General features: G+C 49.6%; 21 protein-coding genes and 6 tRNA genes. 7 read left to right on the top strand and 20 right to left on the bottom strand.

Translation table 11 applies throughout. From position 1 onward, the window contains the following. Positions 1-35 precede the first annotated feature (35 nt). The 3 genes from ybeY to miaB all read right to left on the bottom strand — a co-directional run bounded on the left by ybeY (position 36) and on the right by miaB (position 3,188). Positions 36-503 carry an rRNA maturation RNase YbeY gene (gene ybeY / locus LVQ77_RS07025; RefSeq protein WP_034456694.1) on the bottom strand — a complete coding sequence of 156 codons (468 nt, stop codon included), beginning with the start codon at positions 501-503 and terminating at the stop codon, positions 36-38. Next, the gene (locus LVQ77_RS07020) at positions 500-1,561 is read right to left on the bottom strand and encodes a PhoH family protein (RefSeq protein WP_151992878.1); all 1,062 of its coding nucleotides are present in this window, start codon (positions 1,559-1,561) and stop codon (positions 500-502) included. The genes ybeY and LVQ77_RS07020 overlap by 4 nt, the downstream gene beginning before the upstream one ends. A gap of 199 nt (positions 1,562-1,760) precedes the next feature. Continuing rightward, the gene (gene miaB / locus LVQ77_RS07015; protein WP_232904050.1) at positions 1,761-3,188 is read right to left on the bottom strand and encodes a tRNA (N6-isopentenyl adenosine(37)-C2)-methylthiotransferase MiaB; all 1,428 of its coding nucleotides are present in this window, start codon (positions 3,186-3,188) and stop codon (positions 1,761-1,763) included. A 126-nt stretch (positions 3,189-3,314) separates the two neighbouring features. Between miaB and ubiF the strand changes: the two genes are divergently transcribed. Beyond that, positions 3,315-4,490, top strand: a complete 1,176-nt coding sequence (gene ubiF, locus LVQ77_RS07010; protein WP_232864272.1) for a 3-demethoxyubiquinol 3-hydroxylase — start codon at positions 3,315-3,317, stop codon at positions 4,488-4,490. A gap of 112 nt (positions 4,491-4,602) precedes the next feature. Here the strand turns inward: ubiF and LVQ77_RS07005 are convergent. The 11 genes from LVQ77_RS07005 to nagB form a co-directional block, all read right to left on the bottom strand. Next, positions 4,603-4,677: transfer RNA gene (locus LVQ77_RS07005), tRNA-Gln, on the bottom strand. A 6-nt stretch (positions 4,678-4,683) separates the two neighbouring features. Beyond that, positions 4,684-4,760: transfer RNA gene (locus LVQ77_RS07000), tRNA-Met, on the bottom strand. 25 nt (positions 4,761-4,785) lie between these two features. Continuing rightward, positions 4,786-4,860: transfer RNA gene (locus LVQ77_RS06995), tRNA-Gln, on the bottom strand. A gap of 39 nt (positions 4,861-4,899) precedes the next feature. Beyond that, positions 4,900-4,974: transfer RNA gene (locus LVQ77_RS06990), tRNA-Gln, on the bottom strand. 19 nt (positions 4,975-4,993) lie between these two features. After that, positions 4,994-5,078, bottom strand: a tRNA-Leu gene (locus LVQ77_RS06985). Positions 5,079-5,094: 16 nt separating this feature from the next. Beyond that, positions 5,095-5,171, bottom strand: a tRNA-Met gene (locus tag LVQ77_RS06980). 250 nt (positions 5,172-5,421) lie between these two features. Further along, positions 5,422-7,086 carry an asparagine synthase B gene (asnB, locus tag LVQ77_RS06975; RefSeq protein WP_232904049.1) on the bottom strand — a complete coding sequence of 555 codons (1,665 nt, stop codon included), beginning with the start codon at positions 7,084-7,086 and terminating at the stop codon, positions 5,422-5,424. Positions 7,087-7,488: 402 nt separating this feature from the next. Beyond that, positions 7,489-8,241, bottom strand: a complete 753-nt coding sequence (locus LVQ77_RS06970) for an HAD-IIA family hydrolase (RefSeq protein ID WP_034456689.1) — start codon at positions 8,239-8,241, stop codon at positions 7,489-7,491. Between the two features lie 62 nt (positions 8,242-8,303). Further along, entirely contained in the window at positions 8,304-9,524 is a 1,221-nt protein-coding gene (gene nagC / locus LVQ77_RS06965) for a DNA-binding transcriptional regulator NagC (protein ID WP_232864274.1), read from the bottom strand. Positions 9,525-9,531: 7 nt separating this feature from the next. Next, positions 9,532-10,680, bottom strand: a complete 1,149-nt coding sequence (nagA, locus tag LVQ77_RS06960; RefSeq protein ID WP_151992871.1) for an N-acetylglucosamine-6-phosphate deacetylase — start codon at positions 10,678-10,680, stop codon at positions 9,532-9,534. Between the two features lie 149 nt (positions 10,681-10,829). Continuing rightward, entirely contained in the window at positions 10,830-11,630 is an 801-nt protein-coding gene (nagB, locus tag LVQ77_RS06955) for a glucosamine-6-phosphate deaminase (RefSeq protein WP_064517071.1), read from the bottom strand. A gap of 333 nt (positions 11,631-11,963) precedes the next feature. Between nagB and nagE the strand changes: the two genes are divergently transcribed. The 4 genes from nagE to chiQ all read left to right on the top strand — a co-directional run bounded on the left by nagE (position 11,964) and on the right by chiQ (position 18,078). Then, positions 11,964-13,985: an N-acetylglucosamine-specific PTS transporter subunit IIBC gene (nagE, locus tag LVQ77_RS06950; RefSeq protein ID WP_151992870.1), complete on the top strand. Its 2,022-nt coding sequence runs from the start codon at positions 11,964-11,966 to the stop codon at positions 13,983-13,985. A gap of 176 nt (positions 13,986-14,161) precedes the next feature. Then, positions 14,162-15,829 carry a glutamine--tRNA ligase gene (gene glnS, locus LVQ77_RS06945; RefSeq protein ID WP_232904048.1) on the top strand — a complete coding sequence of 556 codons (1,668 nt, stop codon included), beginning with the start codon at positions 14,162-14,164 and terminating at the stop codon, positions 15,827-15,829. Positions 15,830-16,300: 471 nt separating this feature from the next. Next, on the top strand, positions 16,301-17,698 hold the full coding sequence (gene chiP / locus LVQ77_RS06940) for a chitoporin ChiP (RefSeq protein ID WP_151992868.1): 1,398 nt from the start codon (positions 16,301-16,303) through the stop codon (positions 17,696-17,698). A 47-nt stretch (positions 17,699-17,745) separates the two neighbouring features. Then, the gene (chiQ, locus tag LVQ77_RS06935) at positions 17,746-18,078 is read left to right on the top strand and encodes a ChiQ/YbfN family lipoprotein (protein WP_232904047.1); all 333 of its coding nucleotides are present in this window, start codon (positions 17,746-17,748) and stop codon (positions 18,076-18,078) included. A gap of 89 nt (positions 18,079-18,167) precedes the next feature. Here the strand turns inward: chiQ and fur are convergent, their stop codons facing one another. From fur to ybfF, 4 genes are all read right to left on the bottom strand, one after another. Continuing rightward, on the bottom strand, positions 18,168-18,620 hold the full coding sequence (gene fur, locus LVQ77_RS06930) for a ferric iron uptake transcriptional regulator (RefSeq protein ID WP_034456677.1): 453 nt from the start codon (positions 18,618-18,620) through the stop codon (positions 18,168-18,170). A gap of 282 nt (positions 18,621-18,902) precedes the next feature. Continuing rightward, positions 18,903-19,433, bottom strand: coding sequence for a flavodoxin FldA (gene fldA, locus LVQ77_RS06925; RefSeq protein ID WP_034456675.1), 531 nt, complete (start codon positions 19,431-19,433; stop codon positions 18,903-18,905). A gap of 151 nt (positions 19,434-19,584) precedes the next feature. After that, on the bottom strand, positions 19,585-19,866 hold the full coding sequence (gene ybfE / locus LVQ77_RS06920) for a LexA regulated protein (RefSeq protein WP_064517087.1): 282 nt from the start codon (positions 19,864-19,866) through the stop codon (positions 19,585-19,587). 135 nt (positions 19,867-20,001) lie between these two features. Continuing rightward, the gene (ybfF, locus tag LVQ77_RS06915; protein WP_232904046.1) at positions 20,002-20,778 is read right to left on the bottom strand and encodes an esterase; all 777 of its coding nucleotides are present in this window, start codon (positions 20,776-20,778) and stop codon (positions 20,002-20,004) included. Positions 20,779-21,086: 308 nt separating this feature from the next. On the opposite strand from ybfF, the gene seqA reads away from it, so the two are divergent. Then, a complete protein-coding gene (gene seqA / locus LVQ77_RS06910; RefSeq protein ID WP_154149798.1) occupies positions 21,087-21,635 on the top strand; it encodes a replication initiation negative regulator SeqA in 549 nt (182 codons plus the stop codon). Between the two features lie 25 nt (positions 21,636-21,660). Continuing rightward, complete coding sequence (pgm, locus tag LVQ77_RS06905) at positions 21,661-23,304, top strand: phosphoglucomutase (alpha-D-glucose-1,6-bisphosphate-dependent) (RefSeq protein ID WP_232865143.1); 1,644 nt, start codon at positions 21,661-21,663, stop codon at positions 23,302-23,304. A 50-nt stretch (positions 23,305-23,354) separates the two neighbouring features. Here pgm and kdpE read toward each other — a convergent pair whose 3' ends face one another. Both kdpE and kdpD read right to left on the bottom strand, forming a co-directional pair. Then, positions 23,355-24,032: a two-component system response regulator KdpE gene (gene kdpE / locus LVQ77_RS06900; protein ID WP_232904045.1), complete on the bottom strand. Its 678-nt coding sequence runs from the start codon at positions 24,030-24,032 to the stop codon at positions 23,355-23,357. Beyond that, on the bottom strand, positions 24,029-26,716 hold the full coding sequence (gene kdpD / locus LVQ77_RS06895) for a two-component system sensor histidine kinase KdpD (protein WP_232904044.1): 2,688 nt from the start codon (positions 26,714-26,716) through the stop codon (positions 24,029-24,031). The genes kdpE and kdpD overlap by 4 nt, the downstream gene beginning before the upstream one ends. Positions 26,717-26,735: the final 19 nt, after the last annotated feature.

Genomic DNA, 26,735 nt, shown 5'->3' with positions numbered 1-26,735 from the left:
ACCTGATGCGTTACGGTAATCATTTACCGTAGCGACTATTCTTTCTCGGCAATGTACGGATCAGCATACCCAAGAGCAAGCATTATCTCTGTTTCCAGGGATTCCATCTCTTCGGCTTCTTCATCTTCAATATGGTCATAACCAAGCAGATGCAAACTGCCGTGGATGACCATATGTGCCCAATGCGCATCCAGCGGTTTTTGCTGCTCTTTTGCTTCTTGCTCCACAACCTGACGGCAAATAATCAGGTCGCCCAATAGTGGCAGTTCAATGCCCGGAGGCGCTTCAAACGGGAACGAGAGCACATTGGTGGATTTATCTTTCCCACGATAAGTGAGGTTCAGATCGTGGCTTTCTGCGTCATCCACCAGGCGAATCGTGACTTCTGACTCTTCCTGAAATTGTGGAATGACCGCATCAAGCCATGCCTGAAATTGTTCTTCCGTAGGCAGGCCGTTTGCGTCTTCACACGCGACCTGTAAATCCAGTATAACCTGACTCATTTACTCTCCTGAGCGGCAGCATTGATTGCCATCGCTTCTCGCTTGCGCTCTGCTGCGAGTTCATCTTTACGAACCTGTTCCGCGTTTTCCCACGCTTCATAGGCATTCACAATACGTGCCACAACCGGGTGGCGGACAACGTCTTCACTATTAAGGAAGTTAAAGCTGATTTCATCGACTTCGGCCAGTACGTCGATTGCATGACGTAAGCCCGATTTCAGATTTTTTGGTAAATCTATTTGGGTGACGTCGCCTGTAATCACTGCTTTGGAGTTAAAACCAATGCGCGTCAGGAACATTTTCATCTGTTCGATAGTGGTGTTCTGGCTTTCATCCAGAATGATGAATGCATCGTTTAACGTGCGGCCACGCATATAGGCGAGTGGTGCCACTTCGATGACGTTACGCTCGATCAGTTTCTCAACACGCTCAAAGCCGAGCATTTCAAACAGGGCGTCGTACAACGGGCGCAGATAAGGGTCAACTTTCTGGCTTAAATCGCCAGGCAAGAAGCCGAGCTTTTCGCCCGCTTCAACGGCCGGACGGGTCAGCAGAATGCGACGGATATCCTGGCGTTCCAGTGCATCAACGGCTGCCGCAACCGCGAGGTAAGTTTTACCTGTACCCGCAGGGCCGACACCAAAGGTGATGTCGTGGTCGAGAATATTGGCGATGTACTGCGCCTGGTTCGGTGTACGCGGTTTGATGACGCCGCGTTTAGTCTTGATGTTCACTGCTTTGCCGTACTCTGGAACGCTTTCAGCAGACTGTTCCAGCACGCGAATTTCTTTAATGGCGAGGTGGATATGCTCAGGAGTTATATCCTGAATTTCGCCACGCATCGGTGCGGTATCGACATACAGGTTACGCAAAATATCTGCGGCAGCATTGACCAGAATCGGGCGGCCCGTCAGCTTGAAGTGATAGTCACGACGGTTGATTTCGATCCCCAGCCGACGTTCAAGCTGCTTGATATTGTCATCAAATGGGCCACACAGGCTTAGCAGACGCGCATTGTCTGCGGGTTCTAGCGTAATTTCACGTGTCTCGATATTCAAACTTATCCTCGGGGTCGCACAGGGCCAGTAGAATGTATTGCTGCATAATTGCAGGCCATAAAAAGATTATTTACGGCGTGGGCAGATGGCGCAAGCCTGGTTTTTGATATTTGGGTGGATGCTTCCGAATGCAAGTGCAACAAATGAAAATGCCCATGGGGTCACGGCGTTAGCGAACCCACGGGCATTGAGGGGGGGACTAAGGCTGATAGAACCCTACACCGATCTCATTCTCTTTACGTGTGCGAGCAATTACTGACTCCGGAGACTCGGCAATACGCAGTCCCATTTCGTCTTCGGTGCGAACTACTTTTCCGCGCAGGGAGTTGTTGGTCGCGACTTCGGTGATTTCGACATCAACAAATTTACCGACCATATCCGGGGTGCCTGCAAAGTTGACGCCACGGTTGTGTTCGGAACGTCCGGTCAACTCCATAATGTTTCTGCGTGATGTCCCTTCGACAAGGACACGCTGAGTGGTGCCAACCATCTTACGGCTAAACTCCATGGCCTGCTGGTTGATACGCTCTTGCAGAATATAGAGGCGCTGCAATTTCTCTTTTTCTGGTACGTCATCAACCATATCGGCGGCTGGTGTGCCCGGGCGAGAAGAAAAGACGAAGCTGTAGCTCACGTCAAAATTAACATCGCCAATGACTTTCATGGTTTGCTCGAAGTCCTGCTGGGTTTCGCCAGGGAAACCAACAATGAAATCAGAACTAATTTGAATGTCAGGACGCACGGCGCGCAGTTTGCGAATAATCGATTTGTATTCCAGCGTGGTATGCGTACGACCCATTAAATTCAGGACGCGGTCAGAACCGCATTGAATCGGCAGATGCAGGAAACTCACCAGTTCTGGAGTATCGCGGTAAACTTCGATGATATCGTCAGTAAATTCAATCGGATGGCTGGTGGTGAAGCGAATGCGGTCAATGCCGTCAATGGCAGCCACCAGGCGCAGCAGTTCAGCGAATGAACAGATGCCACCATCGAAAGTCGGCCCGCGGTAAGCATTCACATTCTGGCCGAGCAGATTCACTTCACGCACGCCTTGCGCTGCGAGTTGTGCGATTTCAAACAGCACATCATCACACGGACGGTTCACTTCCTCACCACGCGTATAAGGCACCACGCAGTAAGTACAATACTTGTTACAGCCTTCCATAATAGAAACGAATGCAGTCGGGCCATCGGCTTTTGGCTCTGGCAGACGGTCGAACTTTTCGATTTCAGGGAAGCTGACATCAACGATTGGGCTACGGTTGCCACTCACTTTGTTGATCATTTCAGGCAGGCGGTGCAGCGTTTGTGGCCCGAAAACAATATCAACATAGTGTGCACGGCTACGAATCATCTTACCTTCCTGGGAAGCAACGCAACCGCCAACACCAATAATGATATTGGGATTTTTACGCTTTAAGAGTTTCCAGCGGCCAAGCAGATGGAACACTTTTTCCTGGGCTTTTTCACGGATAGAGCAGGTATTGAGTAGCAATACGTCCGCTTCTTTTGGGTTGTCCGTAAGCGTATAGCCATGTGTGCTATTCAGCAGATCGGCCATCTTCGATGAATCGTATTCGTTCATCTGACAGCCCCAGGTTTTGATATGGAGTTTTTTTGTCATCGACTTGCCATTGCTCAGTTAAAGCCAGGAATTCAGGCGGCGTATTGTAATGCTTTGGCCTTGATGTGACCAGCTTGCGTAAAAATCCGGTAGAATCAGCATAGACAATTTAAGGACAAACTCATCATGTTGAATCAGTCAATTGATGTCGCGGTAGTGGGTGGGGGGATGGTCGGCGCGGCCGCAGCCCTTGGCCTCGCGCAAAATGGTTTTCAGGTTGCGGTGATTGAGCAGCAGGCTCCTGCTGCCTTTGACGCAACAAGCCAACCCGATGTGCGTATTTCGGCTATCAGTAGTGCATCGGTCGGGTTGTTGAAATCACTTGGCGTTTGGGATGCTATTCGTTCAATGCGTAGCCATGCTTATCGCCAGCTCGAAACCTGGGAGTGGGAAAGCGCCCACGTTAGCTTTAAAGCTCAAGAGTTAGGGCTGCCAGAATTGGGCTATATGGTCGAAAACCAGGTTTTACAATTCGCGTTGTGGCAGGCGCTGGAGGCCCATCCGAATGTCACGTTGCTTTGCCCTGCACACATTGACCGTATGCACGGGCAGGCAGGGAAGTGGACGTTACACTTTGCGGATGAGCGGACCCTAACGGTTCCTATGGTCATTGGAGCTGATGGCGCAAATTCACAGGTGCGTCGTTGGGCGGGAATTGGTATTCATGCCTGGCAGTATCGTCAGTCGTGCATGCTCATTACGGTAAAATGCGAACAAACACCAGGCGATAGTACCTGGCAGCATTTTACGCCGAACGGGCCGCACGCGTTTTTACCGCTATTTGATAATTGGGCCTCGCTTGTTTGGTACGATTCGCCGGCACGTATTCGCCAGCTGCAAAATATGACGATACCGCAACTGCATAAAGCGATTGAGGCGAGTTTCCCGGAGCGCTTAGGTAAAGTAACACCGATTGCCAGTGGCGCATTTCCGCTGACTCGTCGCCATGCATTGCAATATACCCAACAGGGCCTGGCGTTGATTGGCGATGCCGCGCATACCATTCACCCATTAGCGGGGCAGGGTGTGAATCTAGGTTATCGTGATGTGGACGCTTTACTTGATGTGATGATTAAAGCGCGTAGCTACGGTGAAAACTGGGCAGATGCGCGTATTTTGAAGCGCTACCAGACGCGCAGGCAGGCGGATAATTTCCTGATGCAAAGCGGTATGGATCTGTTCTACGCAGGTTTTAGCAATACTTTAGGGCCGTTGCGTGTGATTCGAAACTTAGGGTTGATGGCGGCTGAACGTGGTGGGGTGCTTAAACGCCAGGCGCTGAAGTATGCGTTAGGGTTATGAGTCGATAGTCTTTCTTAGGTCGGATTAGCGTTAGCGATATCCGACTTTAATTCTGACGAGAATATCCAAATGCAGAAAAGCAAAAAGCTCGCCGAAGCGAGCTTTTCATTTTTGGCTGGGGTACGAGGATTCGAACCTCGGAATGCTGGTATCAGAAACCAGAGCCTTACCGCTTGGCGATACCCCAAAAATATGGTGGCTACTACGGGAATCGAACCTGTGACCCCATCATTATGAGTGATGTGCTCTAACCAGCTGAGCTAAGTAGCCTAATTTTAAAACTTTATTCTTCGACTGGCTGGGGTACCTGGATTCGAACCAGGGAATGCCGGTATCAAAAACCGGTGCCTTACCGCTTGGCGATACCCCAACTATGGGCGCACAAAACTAACGTGCTATGTCGAAAAATTGGCTGGGGTACCTGGATTCGAACCAGGGAATGCCGGTATCAAAAACCGGTGCCTTACCGCTTGGCGATACCCCAACTGTGCAACGCTTTAAAATGGTGCGGGAGGCGAGACTTGAACTCGCACACCTTGCGGCGCCAGAACCTAAATCTGGTGCGTCTACCAATTTCGCCACTCCCGCGCTAAAAAAAGAATAATGGTGGCTACTACGGGAATCGAACCTGTGACCCCATCATTATGAGTGATGTGCTCTAACCAGCTGAGCTAAGTAGCCTTCTTTTTTCTGCGTCACCTTATCGGCGTTGCGGGGCGCATTATGCGTAGTTGGCCTTCTAGCGTCAACAATTTTTTCCCGAAAATTAGCGTAAATAGTCTGTTTGATTAGCTTACGAACAGCTTGATGCAATATTCGTCAAAAATCGGTTATTTCGTGGTTTTATGTTAGGGAAAAGCCCTGATAAGAGGTGAGGAATATTGCAGAAACAAAAACGGGCCCGTAGGCCCGTGTGTTTCATTTTGCTCAATTATTTGTAAGCGGACTGGTGAACGCCCACTGCACGGCCTGATGGATCATTCATTGTTTTGAATGCTTCATCCCATTCGATGGCCTTAGCTGAAGAACAGGCAACAGATGGGCCGCCTGGAACGCACTGCGCAGCGCTTGGTAGTGGGAATAACTCTTCAAAGATTTCACGATACAAATAAGCTTCTTTAGAGCCTGGTGTGTTGTACGGGAAGCGATAGCTTGCCGTTTCCAGTTGTTGGTCGGTGACCTGACCCGCTGCAACTTCTTTTAACGTGTCAATCCAGCTGTAACCTACGCCATCAGAGAATTGCTCTTTCTGACGCCATGCAACGCTTGCTGGCAGGTAAGATTCAAAACATTCACGCAGGATATGTTTTTCCATCTTGCCGTTGCCGCACATTTTGTCTTTCGGGTTGATGCGCATAGCTACATCAAGGAATTTCTTGTCCAGGAACGGTACGCGAGCTTCAACGCCCCAGGCAGACATCGCTTTGTTAGCACGCGCACAGTCAAACATATGCAGCGCTTGCAGCTTACGAACGGTCTCTTCGTGCAGCTCTTTATCGTTTGGCGCTTTATGGAAGTACAGGTAGCCGCCAAAGACTTCGTCAGAACCTTCACCGGATAGCACCATCTTGATGCCCATTGCTTTGATTTTGCGTGACATCAAATACATTGGAGTAGAGGCGCGAATGGTGGTCACATCGTAAGTTTCAATGTGATAGATAACATCGCGAATCGCATCCAGGCCTTCTTGCACGGTGAAATGAATTTCGTGGTGCACGGTGCCTAAGTGATTTGCCACTTCTTGCGCTGCTATCAGGTCAGGAGACCCGACCAGGCCAACTGCAAAAGAGTGCAGCTGCGGCCACCAGGCTTCGGAACGCTCTTCATCTTCTACACGGCGGGCGGCAAATTTCTTGGTAATCGCAGAGATAACCGATGAATCCAGACCGCCGGACAGCAACACGCCATATGGCACGTCAGACATCAGGTGGCTTTTTACGGAATCTTCCAGCGCCTGGCGCAATTCGTTTTTATCAGTAACGTTGTCTTTTACCGCATCGTATTCGAACCAGTCACGCTGGTAGTAGCTGCGGATTTCACCGTCTTTGCTCCACAGATAGCTGCCTGCCGGGAACTCTTTAATAGTGCGGCAAACCGGGACCAGCGCTTTCATTTCTGAAGCAACATACATGTTGCCGTGTTCGTCATGACCCATATATAGGGGGATGATACCAATATGGTCACGGCCAATCAGATAGGCGTCTTGTGTTTCGTCATACAGAATGAAGGCAAACATACCTTGCAGATCGTCGAGGAATTCCGAGCCTTTTTCCTGGTACAGCGCGAGGATAACTTCACAGTCGGAGCCTGTCTGGAATTCGTAACGGTCGCCGTATTCTGCACGCAGAGCCTGATGGTTGTAGATTTCGCCGTTAACAGCCAGGGCGTGGGTTTTGGCTTTGTTGTAGAGCGGCTGAGCGCCAGCGTTAACGTCAACAATCGAGAGACGTTCATGGGACAGAATGGCTTTATCATTAGCGTAAACACCAGACCAGTCTGGGCCACGGTGACGCATCAGGCGAGATAACTCGAGCGCTTTCTTACGCAGTTCGACCGCATCGGTCTTGATATCCAGAACACCAAAAATTGAACACATAGAACTCTCTCCGTAATGCTTCTTTGAGCCATTAAATTGTTTTTACCCTTCATACTTCAAGTTGCAGATGCGTTGTCTGCATTCAGTCACCCGAATCACTTACTCCAGTAAGCTCATCGGGATTCCTTCACTTGCCGCCTTCCTGTAACTCGAATTATTTTGGGTAATAGCTGCGTTGCATGACTATGAAAATGCGCAATCATTGACGTGAAAGCAAGTCCTTTAGCCCTGGAGAGATAAATAGTTCAATGGTGATTGTTGATTACTGAAAAATGATGAGGAAATGAGCGAAATAATTAGCGGATCGGCAAATATTGGTGAAATTGCCAGACTGGTATTCAGAGAAGGGGAAAAAGATTGGTGAATCGCTAAAAGCCCGGCGAAAACCGGGCGAATCATTAATTAGATAATATCGACTTCGGCAACGGACGGGTAAATCCACGAAGGGCGGAACGGCATGGCATCGATATCGTTCAGCGTTGAAACGCCCGACAGCACCAGAATCGTTTCCAGGCCAGCCTGGAATCCCGCAAGAATATCGGTGCGCAGGTTATCGCCGACAATCACCGTGTGCTCAGAATGTGCCTGCATTTTATTGAGCGCCGCGCGGATAATCCACGGGCTTGGCTTGCCTACACAGAATGGTTTGCGGCCAGAAATTTTCTCGATACCCGCGCAAAGCGCACCACAGGCTGGATAGTAACCACGGCCATGTGTATCAGGGTTAGTCGCAATAAAGCGCGCACCGTTTGCTACGAAGTAGGCGGCCTTGTGCATCATTTCCCAGTTATAAGAGCGGGTTTCACCGACGATGACAAAGTCAGGATTGATATCGGTGATGGTAAAGCCAGCTTTATACAGTTCATGAATCAACGCACCTTCACCGACAACGTACGCTTTTTTTCCTTCCTGACGGCGCAGGAAATCCGCGGTTGCCATTGCGGAGGTATAAAAGACGCTGTCTGGTACATCAATACCCGCGGACGCAAAACGGTTCGCCAGATCCTGACCTGTCTGCGACGGGTAGTTAGTCAGCAGAACCAGCGGCATACCCTTTTCCATGATGCGGGCTAAGAATTCATTAGCACCCGGTACGGCGACGTTATCGTGCATCAGCACACCGTCAATATCACAAATTACATTCTGAATGGTCATTGATTACCTTGGCTCACATTTCAGGAAGGCGTAACTATATCGTAAAAAGGCTCACGGCTGAGTTAACTTTCCAGCAAACGTTGAAGCAGAACGCCATTCAGCATCGAGCGTTTTACCAAAGCAAAGGCACCAATGGCTGAACGGTCATCGAGTTTTGAGCACACGACGGGTAGATTCTTACGGAATGCTTTCAATACCTGTGTATTAATGCAGGCTTCGATAGCGGGAAGAAGCACTTTTTCGGCTTCGATGATTTCCCCGGCAATGACCACTTTTTGCGGATTAAACAGGTTAATCGCGATGGAAATGGCTTTGCCTAAGTGGCGACCAACATGTTCAATCACTTCGCAGGCGAGGGCATCACCTTTGTTCGCAGCTTTACAAATCGCAGTAATATCGCAATCTTCAAGTGTCAGGCGGCTGTTATAACCTTGCTCGAGTAAATGGCGCACACGGTGTTCAATAGCAGCATTGGCGGCAATCGTTTCCAGGCAACCAAAGTTTCCGCAGTGGCAGCGTTCGCCTAATGGGTCAACCTGAATATGGCCAATTTCACCAACGTTACCGTTACGGCCAATAAAAATACGTCCGTTAGACAAAATCCCCGCACCTGTACCACGGTGGACACGCACCAAAATGGAGTCATCGCAATCGTGTGTTGCACCAAAATAGTGCTCAGCAAGCGCCAGGCTACGGATATCGTGACCCACATAGCAAGTCACTTTGAACTGTTTTTCGAGGCTATCGACTAACGACCAGTTATTGACCTGGATATGAGGCATATAACGAATCACCCCGCTTTCAGGATCAACCAGGCCTGGCAGGATTACGGAAATCGCAATCAGCTCACGCATTTTACGTGTGTTTTGTTCGATAAATTGAGCAATAGCGTTTAGCAGTGCATGCTCGAGCGTTTCCTGAGTTCGTTCAGGAAGAGAATAATGCTCTTCGGCAATCGGTTTAGCGCTGAGGTCAAATAACGTGATGGTTGCATCGTGGCGGCCAAGACGTACGCCAATAGCATGGAAATTGCGGGTTTCAGTGATAATTGAGATAGCGCGGCGGCCCCCGGTGGAAGCCTGTTGATCAACTTCTTTGATCAGCCCGCGCTCAATTAACTGGCGAGTAATTTTCGTGACGCTGGCAGGTGCTAGCTGGCTTTGTTCGGCAATCTGAATGCGAGAAATTGGCCCATGTTGGTCAATCAGGCGATATACCGCCGCGCTATTCAGTTGTTTTACCAGATCGACATTACCAATTTGAGCCTGTCCGCCAGTCGTCATGCCTTAATTACTCAGTTACGACCTCGTTACCATTAACAAAGGTCTTGGTGATTTTAAAATCGCGGGTAAAGGTCGTCAGGTTGGCGACTTTCCCTGCTTCAATAGTACCTAATTGCTGCTCTACACCCATTGCACGGGCAGGGTAGAGGGTGGCCATACGTAAGACTTCGTCTAATGCGATGCCCGCATGCTCAACCAGGTTACACACCCCTTCAATCATCGTCAGGGCTGAACCGCTCAGCGTACCGTTCTCATCTACGCATAAACCATCACGGTAGTATATTGTTTTTCCTGCGAAAATGAACTCATCGATATTTGCGCCTGCCGGAGCAGTTGCATCAGTCACCAGGCACAGCTTATCGCCTTTGACCTTTTTCGCAGTACGAATATTGGCATAGTCCACATGTAAACCATCGGCAATGATACCGCAGTAAACATCTGGCTCATCAAAAATGGCCCCAGCAAGACCCGGTTCGCGGCCAGTAATATATGGCATAGCGTTGAAAAGGTGGGTTGCGAAGGTGATACCAGCACGGAAGCCGACTTTAGCTTCTTTTACAGTGGCATTGGAATGCCCGGCTGAAACGATAATGCCGGAAGCAACCAGTTTACTAATCACTTCAGGCCCAACCATTTCTGGTGCCAAAGTGACTTTAGTGATCACATCTGCGTTTTGGCACAGGAAATCAACCAGTTCTGCATCAGGTTTACGCACGAAGCTTGGATTGTGCGTTCCTTTTTTCACCATGTTTAACCACGGGCCTTCAAGATGCAGACCGAGAGCCTGGTGCTGATATTTCGCCAGGTATTCGCGCATCACTTTCACGCCTTGCTTCATCAGCTCATCGCTGCTGGTGATCAGTGTCGGTAAGTAGCTGGTACAGCCAGAACGCTCGTTGGCTTTCTGCATGATTTCCAGCGTTTCAACGGTAACCGCATCTGCGGAATCGTTGAACTGAACGCCACCACAACCATTAAGCTGCACATCAATAAAACCGGGGGCAATGATTGCACCACCCACATCGCGAGTCTCAATACCCGCAGGGAGATCTGAGCGCGGGCAAACGCGTTCAATTAGGCCGTTCGCGATAACAATCGCGTGATCATCAAGAATTTCATGGCCGGTATAAATCCGACCGTGAGTTAATGCAAACATAATTACCCCCGGTTATACCCGTCATACTTCAAGTTGCAGAGGTGTTGGCTACAAAAGCTCACCCCAGTCACTTACTCAAGTAAGCTTCTGGGGACTCACTTTTTTGCCGCCTGGCTGCAACTCGAATTATTTTGGGTATAAGTTAGTATTTAAAGATCTTTGATATTTTCCGCTTCGAGCTCATTGAAGTACTTCAGCGTCTTCACTTTGAGTTCCATGGTGGACGGCTCATCACAAACAACCACTGCTTTCGGGTGCAGTTGCAGACAGCTAATGGTCCACATGTGATTCACGTTGCCTTCCACTGCTGCTTGCAGAGCTTGTGCTTTCAGATGACCAATGACCAAAATCATCACTTCTTCTGCATCAAGCAGAGTGCCCACGCCCACAGTCAGCGCAAATTTTGGAACCTGAGTAACATCGCCATCAAAGAAACGGGAGTTTGCAACACGGGTGTCATGAGTCAGCGTTTTGATACGAGTACGGGAAGCCAGAGAAGAAGCTGGTTCGTTGAATGCGATGTGACCATCGTTGCCCACACCACCCATAAACAGGTGAATTTTACCGTATGAGCGAATTTTTTCTTCATAACGACGGCACTCTGCGTCAACATCGTCAGCATTGCCATTCAGCAGGTTGATATTTTCCGCTGGGATATCAACATGATCAAAGAAATTGCGGTGCATGAACGTATGATAGCTTTCCGGATGCTCTTTTGGCAGACCAACGTACTCATCCATATTAAAGGTGACGACGTTTTTAAAGCTAACCTGGCCCGCTTTGTGCATCTCTACCAGCGCTTTATACGCTTCAAGTGGAGTACCACCGGTTGGCAGGCCCAGCACGAAAGGACGATCTGCTGTCGGATTAAACGCATTGATACGCTTAACGATATGGCGTGCTGCCCATTTGCCAACTTGAGCTGGGGTAGCCAGGGGAATCAGTCTCATCATTCACCTCATAAGTTAATAGAAAGTAGCTTTAGCCAGATTGTTATCCGAACCCTCTAAGGGTAAACCAGTTTCGAACCAGTTATTACGGGATCAATCCGTCTTGATTTTTCGGATGATAAAATAAGTTTTAGTCGATAGCTAGCCAAAGGGGAGTGGAATAACAATATTTGGTGATTTTAATCACAAAAAAAGGGTGTTTAATTTGCGATACGAATTAATTTTTCACACACTCTGAAAGTTGGCGAATCTTCGTCATGCTTTCAAGGTTTGTTACACAATAATAAAACTGCTTTGAACGAGCCTTAACGGGGTCTCATAGGGGGAATTAACGTGAGTATTCTAGGTTATATGCAAAAGGTTGGCCGTGCGCTGATGGTGCCGGTAGCCACGCTACCAGCCGCAGCCATATTAATGGGTGTTGGTTACTGGATTGACCCGGTTAGCTGGGGTGGTGATAGCGCATTAGCTGCGTTGTTCATCAAATCTGGTGCTGCAATCATTGACCACATGGGAGTGCTGTTTGCCATTGGTGTGGCTTACGGTATGTCCAAAGATAAAGATGGTGCTGCTGCACTAACCGGTTTTGTCGGTTTCCTGGTTTTGACGACTCTCTGTTCGCCAGCCGCTGTTTCCATGATCAAACACATTCCGTTGGATCAGGTTCCATTGGCGTTCACTAAAATTGAAAACCAATTTGTGGGCATCATGGTGGGGATTATCTCCGCAGAGTTGTACAACCGCTTCAGCAGCGTCGAGTTGCCGAAAGCGTTGTCCTTCTTCAGCGGTCGTCGCCTGGTTCCAATTCTTACCTCCTTTGTGATGATTGCTGTTGCCTTCATCATGATGTTCATCTGGCCAATCGTTTTCAGCGGCCTGGTGAACTTTGGTGAGCACATCCAGAAAATGGGTTCAATTGGCGCAGGTGTTTATGCGTTCTTCAACCGTCTTCTGATTCCAGTTGGCCTGCATCACGCTCTGAACTCCGTGTTCTGGTTTGATGTTGCAGGTATTAACGATATTCCTAAATTCCTTGGCGGTGCTAAATCTATCGCTGAAGGTACTGGTATCGTTGGTATTACTGGTCGCTATCAGGCTGGCTTCTTCCCAATCATGATGTTTGGCCTTCCAGGTGCTGCATTGGCAATTTACCACTGCGCGCGTCCTGAAAATAAAGCCAAAGTATTGGGTATCATGATGGCGGGTGCGTTTGCTGCCTTCTTTACTGGTATCACTGAACCGTTAGAATTCTCCTTCATGTTCGTGGCTCCAGTTCTGTATCTGATTCACGCAGTGCTGACCGGTATCTCTGTATTTATCGCAGCAAGCATGCATTGGATTGCTGGTTTCGGCTTCAGTGCGGGTCTGGTGGACTTGGTGCTTTCTACCCGTAACCCACTGGCGACTCACTGGTACATGCTGATCCCACAAGGCATCGTGTTCTTCGTGATTTACTACGTGGTCTTCCGTTTCACTATCAACAAATTCAATCTGTTGACTCCAGGTCGTGAACTGGCTGTTGCAGGTGATGAAGCTGATGGTCAGGACGTGAATGTTAGCGCCAACGCCTCTCAAGATGTAACTGAGTTGGCTCGTCAGTACATCGCAGCGGTAGGTGGTTCAGCTAACCTGACAGGTATTGATGCATGTATCACTCGTCTGCGTCTGAACGTGAAAGACTCTTCATTGGTTAATGAAGCGTTGGCGAAACGTCTGGGTGCAACCGGTGTTATCCGTCTGAACAAAACCAGCGTGCAAATCATCGTCGGCTTTGTAGCTGAGAAGATTGCCAACTCCATGAAGACTGTAGGTGAAGTTGCGGCTGCTCCTGTTAGTGCTGCTACCGCGGCGCCAGTGGCTGCTGCTAAACCACAAGCAGTTCCAAATGCTGTAACCATTGCTGCTCTGGTTTCACCAGTGACAGGTGATGTGGTTGCGCTGGACCAGGTTCCTGATGAAGCCTTCGCCAGCAAAGCAGTTGGTGATGGTGTTGCTGTTAAGCCAACTGGAAAAACAGTTGTCGCTCCAGCTGCCGGTACTATCGTAAAAATCTTTAATACCAACCATGCGTTCTGCCTGGAAACCGAGAAAGGTGCTGAGATCGTTGTCCATATGGGCATTGATACCGTTGCACTGAACGGCCAGGGCTTTACTCGTCTGGTAGAAGAGGGTGCTGAAGTGGTTGCAGGCCAGCCGATTCTGGAAATGGATCTTGATTTCCTGAATGCGAATGCCCGCTCCATGATTAGCCCAGTAGTTTGTAGCAACATCGACGACTACAGTGGTCTGGTACTCCAGGCACAAGGTTCTGTTGTTGCGGGGCAAACACCTCTGTACGAAATTAAAGGCAAATAATCGCTCCTGAGTCATAGATTGTGCCTTTAGCGGCTGGAGATTTTCTCCAGCCGCTTTTTTGTTCCTCTAGCACGCCACCCGCCTATACCCTTATTTATGCAACTAAAGGTTGTTTCCGACGCTTGCTTATAAGATCATGTGCCGATAACTAAAGTTTTTGCACAGAGGAACCCGCGATGAGTGAGGCTGAAGCCCGCCCAACTAACTTTATTCGCCAGATTATCGATGAAGATTTGGCTAATGGTAAGCACAACAGCATTTGCACCCGTTTCCCGCCAGAGCCAAATGGTTATCTGCATATCGGCCATGCAAAATCCATCTGCCTGAACTTTGGTATCGCCCAAGATTATCAAGGCCAGTGCAACCTGCGTTTCGATGACACCAACCCGGCAAAAGAAGACATCGAATTCGTAGATTCCATCAAGCACGACGTCGAATGGTTAGGTTTCCATTGGTCTGGTGACGTGCGCTACTCCTCCAATTATTTCGATCAACTGTTCAACTATGCTGTTGAGCTGATCAATAAAGGGCTGGCGTACGTGGATGAACTGTCGCCTGAGCAGATCCGTGAATATCGCGGCTCATTGACATCTCCGGGTAAAAACAGCCCTTACCGTGACCGCAGCGTGGAAGAAAACCTCGCGCTGTTTGAGAAAATGCGTAACGGTGAGTTCGCTGAAGGGACTGCGTGCCTGCGTGCGAAAATCGACATGGCATCGCCGTTCATCGTGATGCGTGACCCGGTTATTTATCGTATTAAATTCGCCGAACACCACCAGACTGGCAATAAGTGGTGCATCTACCCGATGTACGACTTCACCCACTGCATTTCCGATGCGCTGGAAGGCATTACGCACTCTCTGTGTACGCTGGAATTCCAGGACAACCGTCGTCTGTATGACTGGGTGTTGGATAACATCACAATTCCTGCGCATCCGCGTCAGTACGAGTTCTCTCGCCTGAATCTCGAGTACGCCATCATGTCTAAGCGTAAGCTGAACCAGCTGGTGACTGAGAAGGTTGTAGAGGGCTGGGATGACCCACGTATGCCAACCATCTCGGGTCTGCGTCGTCGTGGTTATACTGCCGCTTCTATTCGTGAGTTCTGTAAGCGCATTGGTGTGACTAAGCAAGACAACACGGTTGAAATGGCATCTCTGGAATCTTGTATCCGTGATGACCTGAACGAGAACGCTCCACGCGCTATGGCTGTTCTCGACCCGGTTAAAGTTATCATTGAAAACTTCCCACAGGGTGAAGTTGAAATGGTAACGATGCCTAACCATCCTAACAAACCAGAGATGGGTAGCCGTCAAGTGCCATTTATCCGTGAGATCTATATCGATCGTGCTGACTTCCGTGAAGAAGCTAACAAGCAATATAAGCGTCTGGTGTTGGGCAAAGAAGTACGCCTGCGTAATGCATATGTGATTAAAGCCGATCGCGTTGAGAAAGATGAAGCAGGTAATATCACCATGCTGCATTGCTCCTACGATCCGGACACATTAAGCAAAGACCCAGCTGATGGCCGTAAAGTTAAAGGTGTGATTCATTGGGTGAGTGCGGAACACGCATTGCCTGTTGAGATTCGCCTTTATGACCGCCTCTTCAGTGTTGCAAACCCAGGGGCTGCGGAAGATTTCCTTGCAACGATTAACCCGGAATCACTGGTTATCAAACAAGGCTTCGTCGAACCAAGTCTGCAAAATGCCGAAAAAGGCAAAGCGTATCAGTTCGAGCGCGAAGGTTATTTCTGCCTGGATAGCCGTTATGCAACTGCCGAAAAACTGGTATTTAACCGTACCGTTGGCTTGCGTGATACCTGGGCGAAAATGGGCGAATAGCCCCTTTTTACTAAGTCAATATCTGACAAAAACGCCGCAAATCGCGGCGTTTTTTTTGCTTTATAATCATTTGCTTAAATATATCTTCACATTCGCGTTGCGAATTAATGTTATTTACACTTCTTCCTATCTACTTTTTATGGTCAACCTCGGAACATTAAAAATTCTTCTTTTAAATATGTGAGCGCTCTCATGTAGAGTTTTGTATTTTATAAATAGTAATTATCAAGATAAAACTCTCAAGGCATGATTTGTTACAAATGCTCATAAATTATGTGCTCTCTGTCATAATATCGGAATGAACTCTTACAAAGTCGTTGATAATTCGCGTCGCGAAAAATAGTCTTAAGCACAGCAGTAATGCGGGCAAATATCCATAACCGCTTTAGCCGTTAGGCATTTTTACTTTTTTTCGCCATAAGGCGTCTTTTAACGTCCGGCGATTATTGATACGTCAAAGAGGAATAATATATGCGTACGTTTAGTGGCAAACGTAGTGCACTGGCGCTTGCAATTGCAGGTGTCACGGCTCTTTCAGGACTGGTAGTCATCCCTCAGGCAAGCGCAGCAGGCTTTGTGGATGACTCGACTCTGACCGGTGGTGTTTATTACTGGCAGCGTGAGCGTGACCGTAAAGATGTTACGACTGATAAATATGAAACTAACCTTGCGCATTCCACCTGGAACGCCAATCTGGACTTCCAGTCTGGTTTCGCCGCTGACATGTTCGGTCTGGATATTGCGGCCTTTACTGCTATTGAAATGGCAGAAAACGGTGACAGCGGTCACCCGAACGAAATCGCATTCTCCTCTGTAAACAAAGCTTACGACGAAGATTTCTCCGGTGATAAAAGCGGCATTAGCCTTTATAAAGCCGCAGCTAAATTCAAATACGGCCCGGTTTGGGCGCGTGGTGGTTATATTCAGCCAACCGGGCAAACCTTGCTCGCACCACACTGGAGCTTCATGCCTGGTACTTACCAGGGCGCTGAAGCAGGTGCAAACTTTGATTACGGCGATTCTGGTGCGCTGAGCTTCTCCTACATGTGGACCAACGAGTATAAAGCTCCATGGCACCTGGAAATGGACAAGTTCTATCAGAACGACAAAAACACCAAAGTTGAATATTTACACTCTCTTGGTGCGAAGTATGACTTCAAAAATGATTTCATTCTCGAAGCGGCATTTGGCCAGGCTGAAGGCTACGTTGATCAGTACTTCACCAAAGCAAGCTACAAATTTGATATCGCGGGTAGCCCGTTAACAACCAGCTACCAGTTCTACGGTACGCGTGACAAAGTTTCTGATGGCAGCGTTAACGATCTGTACGATGGCACTGCATGGTTGCAGGCATTGACTCTTGGATACAGAGTTGGACAGGTTGATTTGCGTCTTGAAGGAACTATTGTTAAGGCCGATGGCCAGCAAGGTTACTTCCTGCAGCGTATGACCCCAACTTATGCATCTTCAAACGGTCGTCTTGATGTGTGGTGGGATAACCGCTCTGACTTCAACGCCAACGGTGAAAAAGCAGTATTTGCAGGCGCGATGTATGACCTGAGCAACTGGAATCTGGCAGGTTGGGCAGTGGGTGCTTCTTATGTGTACGCATGGGATGCTAAACCAAGCTCTAAACCAACCACTGACGGTTACTACGATGCGGATAATCGCCTGAAAGAATCTGCATACAGCCTTGATGCGTTGTACACCGTTCAGGATGGTCGCGCGAAAGGCACGCTGTTCAAACTGCACTTCACTCAGTACGACAACCATTCAGACATCCCAAGCTGGGGCGGTGGTTACGGCAACATCTTCCAGGATGAGCGTGACGTGAAATTCATCGTCATCGCACCGTTCACCATCTTCTGATTCGAATCCGGGCGTGAAAGCGCCCGGTTTTCTTAAGGATATCAAGCATGAAAAAAATCGTACTGACTATGGTGATGGCGTTAGGTTTGAGTGCGTGTGCGCAGCAGCAACCTAAAACGGCTCCGGAAGATACAAAACTAAAGCAAGCGTATAGTGCCTGTATTAACACCGCAGAAGGCAATCCGGATAAAATTCAGGCCTGCCAAAGTGTATTGAATGTGCTGGCTCAGGAGAAGGAACATCAGGAGTTTGCGAAGAAAGAAACGGTTCGCACCCTGGATTACCAGAACTGCATTCAGGCAACCCATACTGGTAATGACCAGGCCGTGAAAGCAAAATGCGATAAAATCTGGCAAGAGATTCGCGCTAACAATAAGTAATCGCTGAATTCAGGCAATAAAAAAACCGGTGAGTTTGTTCACCGGTTTTTTTATACCCGACACCCAATTCTGGATGCCGGAAGTGCAGATTACTTTTCGCTGATTTCGTGTGCGTTTTCGTCGGTACGGCAATCACCTTCAGCGCAGTGACCATAAAGGTACAGGCTGTGGTTAGTCAGACGAATACCATGACGAGATGCGATTTCTCGCTGGCGGGCTTCAATTGAATCATCACTGAATTCAATTACTTTGCCGCAGTCCAGGCAAATCAGGTGGTCATGGTGATGCTGTTGTGTGAGTTCGAACACGGATTTGCCGCCTTCGAAGTTATGGCGAGTCACAATGCCTGCATCATCAAACTGGTTTAATACACGATAAACTGTGGCGAGACCAATCTCTTCGCCCATATCAATCAGACGTTTATATAAGTCTTCCGCACTGACGTGATGGTTCACCGGCCCCTGCAACACTTCAAGGATTTTTAATCGCGGAAGCGTGACTTTCAGGCCGGCCTTCTTTAATGCGGTATTGTTGTCAGTCATGCGGAAATTGTCCTGTTGCTTAACGATTCGCTCGGACTCAGGGTGAGCGTTAAGATGAATGCGTCTCATTATAGAACTGCCACTTCTAAATGGGAACCGCAAGTATTATGCATAATCAAGCTAAGAAATGGCGGTTGAGTCGCGATTTGATTGCCTTGTTAGCTATTTTGTCAGGAGTTCATTGTACAGGGACAAACTGAAAAGTTAAAAATTTGTAGCAATTATTTTAATCGGAAATAACTATCAATGTGGCGCAACCTAATAGTTGCGCCACATCTGGAATCAGGCGTTGATGATATCAGCCAGGTTCAGTTCTTCAGAAACTTGTTTGACCCACTTCTGAACACGTTCAGCAGTCAGTTCTGGTTGACGGTCTTCGTCAATCGCCAGACCAACAAAGTGGTCATCGTCTGCAAGACCTTTAGATGCTTCGAAATGGTAACCAGCAGTTGGCCAGTGACCGACGATTGCTGCACCACGCGGCTCAATGATGTCGCGGATAGTGCCTAATGCGTCACAGAAGTATTCTGCGTAGTCTTCCTGGTCACCGCAACCGAACAGCGCGACCAGTTTGCCATTGAAATCAACTTCTTCCAGAGTTGGGAAGAAATCGTCCCAATCACACTGGGCTTCGCCGTAATACCATGTTGGAATGCCGAGAAGCAGAATGTCGAAGCCTTCCAGGTCTTCTTTGCTGCTCTTAGCAATGTCATGCACCTCAGCAACATCTTTACCGAGCTGTTTTTGAATCATCTTCGCGATATTTTCGGTGTTACCAGTGTCGCTGCCGAAAAAAATGCCTACGATTGCCATGAGTAAAATAACCTCTTGATACTTAATGGTATGGTGGCTGCTATTTGGCCACAGATAGGGCAATCATAGCAGAACACTTCGTGGTGCGGAAACTGCTATCGCCCCGGTGTGCACAGACTGCAAAATTGCATACCAGGACATAGCACTAAAACTAACTGAGATGTTGCTTCAGTTGTTCGAGAAGTATCTCTTCAATCAATTCACTACGACTGATATTGCGCGCTTCAGCCAACTGATTGAGAGCATCTACCGCATCGTTATTGAGCTTTAGCTCCACTCGCTTCAGGCCGCGTACTTTATCGCGCTTGAGCTGGTTGCGTTTGTTGATACGCAATTGCTCATCACGCGTTAGCGGATTGGTTTTTGGTCGCCCCGGGCGACGCTCGTCCGCGAACAGATCTAATGTAGTACGGTCCGTTTGTTCTTTTGCCATGATTAGACTACTGACAGGGAATTCAGGTGGCACGGAGCGGGGTGCTCTGGCGCAATTTAGCGCGCAATCATACATCAGCATGGCTTGCGCGCCAACGCGTTAGCCGCAACTTGCGGCCAGTCGGTTTGTTTTTAATCAGTTTGCTGCGGATTCGTCGATAAAACGATGGATTGCGCGCAAAACAGCATCAGGTTTTTCAGCATGAACCCAGTGACCGGCCCCGGCCACGACGTGCGCACGTGCCTGCGGGAACTGCGAAAGCAACTGGCTACGATGTGATTCATCAACATAAGGAGACGCCCCGCCGCGAATAAATAGCGCGGGTTCATTCCATGCAGGAATGTTTTCCCAGCCGACAATATTCTCATATTGGTCCCACAATACCGGCACGTTGAATTTCCATGCGCCATCGGCAAAGGATTTCAGCAAAAACTGGATCACACCTTCTTCATCAACATGCTCGCGCATAACGGTCGCGGCCTGCTGGCGAGTTTTAACATCTGCCTCGGTAACTGCATTAATCGCTGCGAAAATTTCATCATGGCGACGAACTTGATAATCCACTGGGGCAATGTCAATCAGCACTAGTTTATCAATACGTTCCGGGGCAATGGCAGTCAGTGCCATTGCCACTTTGCCACCCATTGAATGGCCAATAATAATGGCTTTCTCAATGCCATACTCGTCGAGCGTTTCGACGACGTCTTGCGCCATCGCGGCGTAGTTCATCTCTTCGCTTCGTGGCGATAACCCGTGGTTGCGTAGATCGATTTGCAGTAAATCATGATCCTGCCCAAGGTCACGGGCCAGCACGCCCAGGTTATCAAGGCTACCAAAAAGACCGTGAATAAGGACGATGGGGGAATTACTAGTCGATTGTTGCGCAGTTTGCAGGCGAGCATTCAATTTCATGGCAAAGTTCTTTTTTTTTACTTCGTGTGGTTAGGGTATCATAACGGCATCCTGCCGCACTGCCGCAAATTTCCAGTTTAGTCTGACTTTGTGGTGTGACAAAAGCTTGGCGCTACCCGAGGTTGGGTTTTGTACTTATAATCCCAACAACTTGTATACCCGTCATACTTCAAGTTGCAGGGGTGTTGGCTGCACTCACAAACCCCAGTCACTTACTTTAGTAAGCTCCTGGGGATTTGCTCCCTTGCCGCCTACCTGTAACTCGAATTATTTGGGTCAATTCAGAAAAGATATCGCACTGGATTAAGATGAAAACAATTGAAGTTGATGACGAGCTCTATCGCTATATTGCCAGCCACACGCAGCACATTGGTGAAAGCGCGTCCGATATTTTACGGCGCATGTTGAAATTTACCGCCGGCCAAACTCCAGCTACACCAGCAACTACCGGTCAGACGGCGGCAACTGCTGCACCTGCTCCGGAAGCCAAACCCGTAAATAAAGCACGCGATCGCGTTCGTGCGGTTCGTGAATTATTGCTGTCCGATGAATATGCGGAGCAAAAGAAAGCGGTTAACCGTTTCATGATGGTGCTTTCAACTCTGTATACACTTGATGCTCAAGCTTTTGGTGAAGCGACTGAATCGCTGCATGGTCGTACACGTGTCTATTTTGCAGGTAATGAACAGACGTTGCTGCAAAACGGAAACCAGACCAAACCTAAGCATGTTCCAGGAACGCCATACTGGGTTATTACTAACACCAATACTGGTCGTAAATGCAGCATGATAGAACACATCATGCAATCAATGCAGTTCCCGGCGGAATTGATTGAAAAGGTTTGCGGCACAATTTAACACCTCGCGTCAGAAGGAAAGGCCAATGGCTAACCACCCTCGTGCAGGACAACCGGCACAACAGAGCGATTTGATTAACGTAGCCCAACTGACGGCCCAGTATTATGTACTGAAGCCTGAAGTGGGGAATAGCGAACATGCGGTGAAGTTCGGGACATCCGGTCACCGTGGTAGTGCGGCACGTCAAAACTTCAACGAGCCTCACATTCTGGCGATTGCTCAGGCGATTGCAGAAGATCGTGCAAAAAATGGCATTACCGGGCCGTGCTACGTGGGGAAAGATACCCACGCGCTGTCTGAACCTGCGTTTATCTCCGTACTGGAAGTGCTGGCTGCGAACGGTGTGGATGTCATTGTGCAGCAGGCGAATGGCTACACGCCAACGCCGGCTATCTCTCACGCCATTCTGACGCATAACAAAAATGGCGGTGCACTGGCAGACGGTATCGTTATTACGCCTTCACACAACCCGCCTGATGATGGTGGTATCAAATACAATCCACCAAATGGTGGCCCGGCTGATACTAATGTCACCAAAGTTGTTGAAGATCGTGCCAATGCATTGCTGGCCGCAGGTCTGAAAGACGTGAAACGTATCTCTCTTGATCAGGCGTGGAAAAGTGGCCACGTACAAGAGCAAGATCTGGTGCAGCCGTTTATTGAAGGGCTGGTGGATATCGTTGATATGGCCGCCATCCAGAAAGCGGGCCTGAAGCTGGGTGTTGATCCACTCGGTGGTTCCGGTATCGAATACTGGCAGCGCATCGCCAAACACTACAATCTGGATCTGACGATTGTTAACGATCACGTCGATCAAACCTTCCGCTTTATGCATCTAGACAAAGATGGCGCGATCCGCATGGATTGTTCATCCGAGTGCGCAATGGAAGGTCTGCTGGCGCTGCGTGACAAGTTCGACCTGGCTTTCGCCAATGACCCGGATTACGACCGCCACGGTATCGTCACTCCTGCAGGTTTGATGAACCCAAATCACTATCTTGCTGTTGCGATTAACTATCTGTTCCAGCACCGCCCGCAGTGGGGCAAAGATGTTGCCGTCGGTAAAACTCTGGTGTCTTCTGCAATGATTGACCGCGTAGTGAACGATTTGGGCCGTAAACTGGTAGAAGTACCGGTTGGTTTCAAATGGTTTGTTGACGGGCTGTTCGATGGCAGCTTCGGTTTTGGTGGCGAAGAGAGCGCCGGGGCATCGTTCCTGCGCTTTGACGGTACACCATGGTCGACGGATAAAGACGGCATCATTATGTGCCTGCTGGCGGCAGAAATTACTGCTGTAACCGGCAAAAACCCGCAGCAGCATTACGACGAACTGGCTGAACGCTTCGGCGCGCCTAGCTACAACCGCCTGCAGGCTTCCGCCACTTCCGCACAGAAAGCGGCACTGTCTAAACTTTCCCCAGAAATGGTGAGCGCAAGCACCCTGGCGGGTGACCCGATCACCGCACGCTTAACGGCGGCTCCGGGCAACGGCGCATCCATCGGCGGCCTGAAAGTGATGACTAAAAACGGCTGGTTTGCGGCGCGTCCTTCCGGTACGGAAGACGCGTACAAAATCTATTGTGAAAGTTTCTTAGGTGCAGAGCATCGCCTGCAAATTGAGAAAGAAGCGGTAGAAATTGTCAGCGAAGTGCTGAAAAACGCGAAGTAATTTGTAGAGTTTAAGAGGGCGCCGTAAGGCGCCTTTTTTGTTTGTCGGATCTACAACATGAACCGATAGCCAATTCCGGTTTCGGTCAGCAAATGCGTCGGGCGGGCGGGATCGTTTTCCAGCTTCTGGCGCAAATGCCCCATATAAATCCGCAAATAATGGCTATGTTCCACCGCATTTGGCCCCCAAACCTGGTTAAGCAACTGGCGCTGCGTCAGCACTTTTCCATGGTTATTGATAAGCGTGGCGAGCAGGCGAAATTCAATCGGCGTGAGGTGGATTTCTGCACCATCGCGGGTAATGCGGCGGTTCGCGAGATCAACGCTGATATTTGAAAACTGATAAACCGGGTCGGGCTGCGCAAGACTTGCATGGCGACGTAAGACTACGCGCAGTCGCGCTTGCAGCTCACCAATACCGAAGGGTTTGCTGAGATAGTCATCGGCGCCGGCATCCAGGGCATCAATCTTCACCTGTTCATCGCTGCGCGCCGAAAGCACCACAATCGGCGTCTGGCTCCACTGTCGAAAATCACGAATAAAATCGATGCCGTCGCCATCGGGCAAACCGAGATCGAGAATGACTAAATCGGGCTTGCGCGTTGCGGCTTCCAGCAAACCACGTTGCAATGTTTCTGCTTCATGTACGCGCAGCGATTCGGCTTCCAGCGCAGTGCGCAGAAAACGACGGATCTCTTTTTCGTCTTCAACAATCAAAACTGATATCACATAACCTCGTTCATCTCAGCCAGCTCAGGTGGTGGGGGCAGAGGTAAAATAACATGAAAACTGGCTCCGCCTTCTGGTCGGTTGGCTGCAATAATTTTCCCATCGTGAACTTCGACAATCGCCCGGCAAATTGCCAGACCCAATCCGACACCAGGAATGGCTGACTCTTTGTTGCCACGGGAAAACTTATCAAAAATCTTCTGTTCCTGGCCCACAGGAATACCGGGGCCACTGTCCCAGACTTCCAGATCCAGTTTATCAGCCGATGCCTGCGCACGAATGCCAATTTCCGCTTTATACCCGGCGTATTTCACGGCGTTTTCCAGCAGATTTATTAACACGCGCTCAAACAGCGGGCCATCAACATGAATCAATAACAGCGGGTCAGGCAACGCCAAATCAATATGCCGCCCGCCGAGTCCTGGCTCCAGCATTTTTAACGCGCTGCCGACCACTTCTTCCAGCGTCAGCCACTCTTTGCGCAGATTAAATCCACCGGACTGAATCCGCGCCATATCCAGTAAGTTGTTCACCAGGCGCGTGGTGTTGAGGATGTGTTGGCGAATATCGTTGGCTTGCGGAGCGTGTTTCGAACCTTCAGAGGCCAGATCTAACGTCAGAATTTCTGCCTGACCAAAAAGCACCGTCAGTGGAGTGCGCAAGTCGTGTGAAAGTGCTGCAAGCAACGAGTTGCGCACTTGTTCTCGCTCACTGGAAAGCCGAGCTTGTTCTTCGCTGGCGGTCAGTAACAATCGCTCCAGTGCAGTCGCCGCCAGTAACGTGAAGGTCTCCAGTAACCGTTGCTGCTCGGGGATCATTAACTGGCGCAAATTATTCGGTTCGACAATTAACAGGCCGAGAGTTTTTTCCGGTGTTTTTAGCGGCAGAATTTGATAAGGCACACCGGGCAGTGTATCCGTGCCGGCACCGGCTGGTTGGCCTTTATCAAAGCTCCAACGCGCTATAGCTTCGTCCCAGTTTTGAGGTTCGCCCCTGGCATTTACCCGCTCTAATTGGCCATTTTCGTTGGGCAGCAACAACTGTGTACGAGCATTGAAACTGTTATTGATAAATAGCTCGCTGGTGGCAGCAATATCTTGCGGAGTGCGTTCTGCGGCGAGGGCTTTCGACATCTCATAAAGATGACGAGTGCGCTGTTCGCGATAACGGGCAATTCGTGCCTGATAACGCACCCCCGCGGTGAGATTACCGATAACGAGGCCGACCGTTAGCATCACGGCGAACGTTAGCAGGTACTGAATATCAGAAACCGCCAGCGTGCCATGGGGGGCAATAAAAAAGAGATCAAAACTAAGAACGCTTATCACAGTTGCCAGCACCGAAGGCCAGCGCCCGTAGAATAGCGCGACAATAACGACACCCAGCAAATAGAGCATCACCAGGTTGGCGGCATCGAAGTCCATCAGCCACTGATTGGCAATAAACGTTGTGATGGCACATAAAGCAATCGCCACCCCGCAGCCGCGTAACTGCACGCGCCATTTTTCCGCAAAGCTGCGCGAGTCCGTGGCTGATGGTGACGCTGATGCGGGTTTATCGTCGAGGGCGACGATCACTAAATCGAGGTCTGGGGCACGGCGGGCTAAACGGTCGGCAAAGGATTCCCGGCTCCAGAAGCGACGAGTGGTGCGCCTGCCGATAATAATCTTGCCGAGATTGTGCTCGCGTGCGTAACGCAAAATCGCTTTATCTTCTGCCGGATCGGCAAGTGTGGTGGTCTCTGCCCCCAACTCTTGAGCGAGGCGAAGCGAAGCTAAAATAGCGCGGCGTTGATGTTCAGGTAAACGGTGAAGCTGTGGCGTTTCGACATACACGGCATGCCAGATGCTACCTAGTTTTGCTGCCAGGCGTGCGGCGGTACGAACCAGTTTCTCATTGCCAGAACTGTGGCCGATACACAACAAAATGGCATCACGCGTGTGCCAGACTTTTTCTTCACCCTGATTATCACGCCATGCCCGCATTTGGTCGTCAACGCGATCGGCGGTGCGGCGCAGTGCCAGTTCGCGCAGCGCAATCAAATTCCCTTTACGGAAGAAGTGTTCAATGGCGCGTTCGGCCTGGCCTGCGATATACACTTTGCCTTCGTGCAGGCGCTGGCGTAAATCATCGGGCGGCAAGTCGACCAGTACAATCTCATCGGCTGCATCAAAAATAGGGTCGGGTACCGTTTCGCGTACCTGAATCCCGGTCACGCCGCCGACAATATCGTTGAGGCTTTCAAGGTGCTGCACGTTGACGGTGGTAAATACATCAATCCCGGCATCCAGTAACTCTTCCACATCCTGCCAGCGCTTAGGGTGACGAGAGCCTGGCGCATTGCTGTGCGCCAGCTCGTCCATCAGAATCAGCGCAGGGTTACGCGCCAGTGCAGCGTCGAGGTCGAACTCATGAACCCAGCGTCCACGATGGTGCGTGCGCCTGGCGGGCAGCAGATCCAGCCCGTCAAGCAATGCAGCAGTCTCTTTACGCCCGTGAGTTTCCACCACGCCAATCAGAATACCTAGCCCTTGTGCGCGCAGGCGCTGCGCTTCCTGGAGCATGGCGTAGGTTTTCCCCACGCCCGCACAGGCACCGAAAAATATTTTCAGCTTCCCGCGTGTTGGGCGGCTAACCTGCTCTAGCAGCTTATCCGGATCGGGGCGCTGCGGTTCCTGCGTCATAACAACTCCTTTGAGCCTG

Source organism: Buttiauxella cochleicola (assembly GCF_021282435.1).
Lineage (GTDB): Bacteria > Pseudomonadota > Gammaproteobacteria > Enterobacterales > Enterobacteriaceae > Buttiauxella > Buttiauxella massiliensis.
The sequence above is the reverse complement of the archived record's forward strand: the minus strand, read 5'-3'. Positions and strand labels throughout refer to the sequence as shown.

Bases quoted from the DNA above. Each gene is read 5' to 3' on its own strand.
- ybfF (WP_232904046.1), bottom strand. From the start codon at position 20,778: ATGAAATTGAATGCTCGCCTGCAAACTGCGCAACAATCGACTAGTAAT.
- chiQ (WP_232904047.1), top strand. From the start codon at position 17,746: ATGAAAAAAATCGTACTGACTATGGTGATGGCGTTAGGTTTGAGTGCG.
- asnB (WP_232904049.1), bottom strand. From the start codon at position 7,086: ATGTGTTCAATTTTTGGTGTTCTGGATATCAAGACCGATGCGGTCGAA.
- ybfE (WP_064517087.1), bottom strand. From the start codon at position 19,866: ATGGCAAAAGAACAAACGGACCGTACTACATTAGATCTGTTCGCGGAC.
- nagC (WP_232864274.1), bottom strand. From the start codon at position 9,524: ATGACGACTGGCGGACAGGCTCAAATTGGTAATGTCGATCTGGTAAAA.
- miaB (WP_232904050.1), bottom strand. From the start codon at position 3,188: ATGACAAAAAAACTCCATATCAAAACCTGGGGCTGTCAGATGAACGAA.
- kdpD (WP_232904044.1), bottom strand. From the start codon at position 26,716: ATGACGCAGGAACCGCAGCGCCCCGATCCGGATAAGCTGCTAGAGCAG.
- ubiF (WP_232864272.1), top strand. From the start codon at position 3,315: ATGTTGAATCAGTCAATTGATGTCGCGGTAGTGGGTGGGGGGATGGTC.
- LVQ77_RS06970 (WP_034456689.1), bottom strand. From the start codon at position 8,241: ATGACCATTCAGAATGTAATTTGTGATATTGACGGTGTGCTGATGCAC.
- chiP (WP_151992868.1), top strand. From the start codon at position 16,301: ATGCGTACGTTTAGTGGCAAACGTAGTGCACTGGCGCTTGCAATTGCA.
- fldA (WP_034456675.1), bottom strand. From the start codon at position 19,433: ATGGCAATCGTAGGCATTTTTTTCGGCAGCGACACTGGTAACACCGAA.
- ybeY (WP_034456694.1), bottom strand. From the start codon at position 503: ATGAGTCAGGTTATACTGGATTTACAGGTCGCGTGTGAAGACGCAAAC.
- glnS (WP_232904048.1), top strand. From the start codon at position 14,162: ATGAGTGAGGCTGAAGCCCGCCCAACTAACTTTATTCGCCAGATTATC.
- nagA (WP_151992871.1), bottom strand. From the start codon at position 10,680: ATGTTTGCATTAACTCACGGTCGGATTTATACCGGCCATGAAATTCTT.
- nagB (WP_064517071.1), bottom strand. From the start codon at position 11,630: ATGAGACTGATTCCCCTGGCTACCCCAGCTCAAGTTGGCAAATGGGCA.
- pgm (WP_232865143.1), top strand. From the start codon at position 21,661: ATGGCTAACCACCCTCGTGCAGGACAACCGGCACAACAGAGCGATTTG.
- fur (WP_034456677.1), bottom strand. From the start codon at position 18,620: ATGACTGACAACAATACCGCATTAAAGAAGGCCGGCCTGAAAGTCACG.
- seqA (WP_154149798.1), top strand. From the start codon at position 21,087: ATGAAAACAATTGAAGTTGATGACGAGCTCTATCGCTATATTGCCAGC.